At 65.3% G+C, this 4,178-nt stretch carries 1 protein-coding gene and 3 pseudogenes; 3 read left to right on the top strand and 1 reads right to left on the bottom strand.

Going from position 1 to position 4,178, the window contains the following annotated elements:
- Positions 1-327: 327 nt before the first annotated feature.
- A pseudogene (locus OC446_RS29610) lies at positions 328-547 on the top strand (transposase); the annotation flags it as partial.
- A 132-nt stretch (positions 548-679) separates the two neighbouring features.
- Here OC446_RS29610 and OC446_RS29605 read toward each other — a convergent pair.
- On the bottom strand, positions 680-2,239 hold the full coding sequence (locus OC446_RS29605; protein WP_262032477.1) for an integrase catalytic domain-containing protein: 1,560 nt from the start codon (positions 2,237-2,239) through the stop codon (positions 680-682).
- A 217-nt stretch (positions 2,240-2,456) separates the two neighbouring features.
- Between OC446_RS29605 and istA the strand changes: the two are divergent.
- Together istA and OC446_RS29590 are read left to right on the top strand one after the other, a co-directional pair.
- A pseudogene (istA, locus tag OC446_RS29600) lies at positions 2,457-3,691 on the top strand (IS21 family transposase).
- Positions 3,692-3,853: 162 nt separating this feature from the next.
- A pseudogene (locus tag OC446_RS29590) lies at positions 3,854-4,178 on the top strand (multicopper oxidase domain-containing protein); the annotation flags it as partial.

Below are 4,178 nucleotides of genomic sequence, written 5' to 3'. Positions count from 1 at the left end.
GAATAGGTGTCCGGCTTCACCTTGGAACAAGCGTCCGGCTTCATCGGAATCCGCAGCCTGATCAGCCTTGGCGGATCCGGGTGGACGAACCGCCGTAAAGGTCTGGCCTGACTAGCCGTAGTTAAGAATGGTCCCGTCCTCCCGAGCCCTGCCCGCAGAATGCGGGATGGTGGTGCAGCCGTCGCGAGCGGCGACCGGATGTGAGCTTGAGCGTGCGGTGCAAAAAGCGTGCTTGATGGACGGGCTCGGACCTGTGATCCCGCAGTCGTTAGGGAGAACTGAATGAACTGAAGCAATTCGACCTTGATCAAATCCTCCTCATGTGAACCTTTCCTCAAAGGGCACAAGAATGACTTCCGCGATGCCGAGGCCATCGCCGAAGCGGCACAGCGGCCGACCATGCGCCCCGTGCCCCTAAAGTCGGCCGAGCAACTCGACCTGCAAGCTCTGCACCGGGTGTGAAGCCGTCTGATCGGGCAGCGCACGGCGGTGATCAACCAGATCCGCGGCTTCCTGCTCGAGTGCGGCCTTCCGGTGCGGCAGGGACTTGCAGGCTTACGAGAGGTCCTGCCCACTCTGCTGTCCCAACGCACGGACGTGCTCTCGCCGCGCATGGTCCACCTGATCGAGGATCTGACGGAGTGTCAAGCGAACCGAAGAATTGACCCCCCCTGTTGCCTCACCGAAGAATGTTACCGGGTGTTGCGATGGACTGAACAATCTCTCCTCCCGCCGCAGAAGGAGAAACAGGAACCCGCTTGATCCAGTCCCCGTCGATGATGATCCGGCCCATCATGTCAGCCCGCCAAGCCTTCACGACCCTTTGCACCATCCTCAGGCTTCTCGTCCGGAAGCGCGACGGATCGGCATTCATCAGACGCTGGAGCACCGTTGCCGCCGGGATTTCGGGCTCGGCCTCAAGCCATGCCTTGATCTGGGCCTCATACGGCTCAAACATGCTCGGCCGCTTCGGATACGGCTTGGTGCGCCGATATGGCCGCCGATGCGTCGGTCGCGTCTCGCCGGCCTGCCAAGCCGTCTTCAAGCTCGCCGCGAAGCGCTGAAGATCAATGGCGACCGGCTCCTCAGGCGTGCTGTTCAGGCCACGACGATCGACTCGTCTGCCGAGCTCTTCCTGGGCCACGCGGATCCCGGTAAACAGCGTGACAGGATCCGATGCGTCTATCAGGACCCGTAGCCGCTCTTTGTCTGCCTCGCTCACACCCGGATGAACCAGCACGCGGGCGGCAGGCGGAACTGGCGCATGATAGCGCTTGATCACGCGAGCTCCGATCCGAGTCTTCTCCTGTAGCTTGAACGACGGCTGGAACAGATTGCCGTGCAGACGCACCACAGCGTAGAGACGGGCAAGCGCCGCCGTCGCCTCCGCTCCGACGAACCTGCCATAGCCCACCAGCCTTCGTACAATGGCGCCGTTCTTCTGCTCCACCCAGGCCTGGTCGTTCTTGCGATAGGCGCGTGACCGCGTCACGTCCAGTCCTTGGCCCCTGCACCAGCAGACCACCAATTCGTTCATGAAGGCGCTGTCATTGTCGAAGTCTACGCCCAGCAGCGGGAAGGGAAACAGCGACCGGGCCTGCTGGATCGCCGCAATCACCAGACCGCCGTCGCGCGTGCGCACCGGCACGCACTCGGTCCAGCCCGTCGCGATATCGGTTAGAACCATCGTCTGGACGAAGCTGCCGGACGATGAGGTGCCGGAATGGGCCACGAAGTCGACCTCGACATAGCCGGGCACAGGATCGTCCCAGTCGCCGAAGGTGCGCACCGGCACCGAGCGCCGCACCGCCGAACTCATCCCGGCGCGACGGCGCTGACCGCCACGGGCGACAACGCGCACTTGCGACAGCAGCCGGTCCATCGTGGCCGCGCTGACCGCCAGCAACTTGCCCCGCAGCTCGTCATCCACATCAAGCCTGCCGTGCCGCTCCAGGGCCGGCAACAAGACGGGGATCATCGGCTTCAGGCGCTTTGAACAGAGGCGGTCGGACGCCTCCCACAACACAACCAGAGCCTCGCGAACCCTGGCATCATACCGGGTGGCGTATTGCCTGACGGCGGGTCCCTTCTTATCAGGTCGACAGAGGACCCGGATGGCATGCTTGCGGTGATAACCGGTGACAGCAACGAACTCATCTAGGATGCGCTGCTTGTCCGCCTGGCAGCTTGATCGGTAGCGCTCGATGATTGCTTCAACCAGTTCCGAGCGTGTTGCCATGCTGAGATGCCTTGCCATCCACCATCCCCGCAACAGGATGACAAAGATGGCGCATCCCGTCCGGGACAGCGAGCCTATCGGTAACATTCAACGTGAGGCAATGCGACCCCTGACGACATGAGGAACTGGACCCTCTGGATAACTGCTGAGGAGGGTCGAGATGGATTTGAGCGAAGGTCAGCGTGGTCCGCAGGCGGAGGTCCTGCGGGGAGATGAGATGCGGACGCCGGACGAGGTCGCGGCGATGCTGCGGCTGAAGGCGCTGGGCTGGGGGATCAAGCGGATCGCGCGGGAGTTCGGGTGCAGCCACATGACTGTGAGGCGCTACGTGGCCGAGGGCGGCTACGTTTCGTACCGGCGTCCGGTCGGGCGTCCTCGTGCGCTGGCCGGGCTTGAGGGGTGGCTCGCGGAGCGGTTCCGCCGTCATGGTGGGAACGCCGACGTGGTGCGCCAGGAGCTGCTGGCCGAGAAGGGCATTGCGCTGAGCCTGCGGACGATCGAGCGGGAGGTGGCGCCTCTTCGGCGTGATCTGGCGGCCGAGGCTCGGGCGACGGTGAGGTTCGAGACCCCGCCGGGCCACCAGCTGCAGATTGACTTCGGCGAGCGGCGCATCCTGATCGGGGGCGTTCCGACCAAGGTGTTCCTGTTCGTGGCGACGCTCGGCTTCTCGCGGCGGATGCATGTGCGGGCGTTCCGCAACGAGCGTCAGGAGAGCTGGCTGGAGGGGCTTGAGAGCACGTTCCGGCACTTCGGCGGGGTCACGGCCGAGATCCTGCTCGACAACGACCGTGGGCTCGTGAGCCGCCATGACGTCGCAACCCGCGAGGTGGCGTTCAACGCCAAGTTCCTGGCCTTCGCTCGGCACTGGGGCTTCAGGCCGCGCGCCTGCGCTCCTTACCGGGCGCGCACCAAGGGGAAGGACGAGCGCGGGGTCGGTTACGTGAAGAGGAACGCCGTCGCGGGACGCTCCTTCGAGAGCTTCGCGGCGCTCGAGGCGCATCTGGATGCCTGGGTGCGCGAGGTCGCGGACGTGCGCCTCCACGGCACGACGGGCGAGGTCCCGGCCGAGCGGTTCGCGCGGAAGAGGCGGCGGCGCTCCGCCCGATCGCCGGCTTCGCCTCCTTCCAGGCCCTTCGGGAACTGACCCGCAAGGTCCAGGCGGATTGCGCGATCGAGGTCGACGGCAACGCCTACTCGGTACCCTGGCGGCTGATCGGCGAGCAGGTGCGGGTCATGGTCACGGCCGAGATGCTGCGGGTCGTCCATGCCGGGTGCGAGGTCGCCGTCCATGCCCGCGAGGCCGGCCGGCGTCGGCGTGTGGTGGATGCAGCCCACTTCGAGGGCGTGACGGGCTTCCGGAGCCGGATCATCAAGCCGCCCACACCGGAGGCGGAGCCAGCGCTGCTGCGGCCGCTCGCCGAATACGAGGCTCTGATCGGGGGAGGCTTCTGATGGACGCCGCCCACGATCACCTCATCGCCATGCTGTCCCGCCTCAAGCTGACGGCGATCCGCGATCAGCTCGACAGCCTCGTCGACGAGGCCGGCCGCCGCGAGCTCACCATCCGGGAGGCGCTCGGCCTGTTCTGCGAGCGCGAGATCGCCCGCAAGGACGAGCGACGAGATGGTCCAGATGGCGATGGGCATGATGGGCTTCTTCGTGGTGCATCCGCGCGACCCGGCCGAACGCCGCGTCGACCGCGACTTCGTGTTCCTGCTCAACGCCTTCGACATCGAGGCTGGGAGCTACGTGCCGAAGATCAACACGATGCTCGACTTCAACCTGTGGTGCATGAACAGCCGCGTGTTCCCGGGCATCGACCCCTTCGTGGTGCGCCAGGGCGACAAGGTCCGCATCCGCTTCGGCAATCTCTCCATGACCAATCACCCGATCCACATGCACGGCTACGACTTCAAGGTCACCGGCACGGATGGCGGCT

Source organism: Microvirga sp. Mcv34, from assembly GCF_024519725.1.
Classification (GTDB): domain Bacteria; phylum Pseudomonadota; class Alphaproteobacteria; order Rhizobiales; family Beijerinckiaceae; genus Microvirga.
The sequence above is the reverse complement of the archived record's forward strand: the minus strand, read 5'-3'. Positions and strand labels throughout refer to the sequence as shown.

Excerpts from the sequence above, each read along its gene's own strand:
- OC446_RS29605 (WP_262032477.1), bottom strand. The coding sequence starts at position 2,239 with ATGGCAACACGCTCGGAACTGGTTGAAGCAATCATCGAGCGCTACCGA.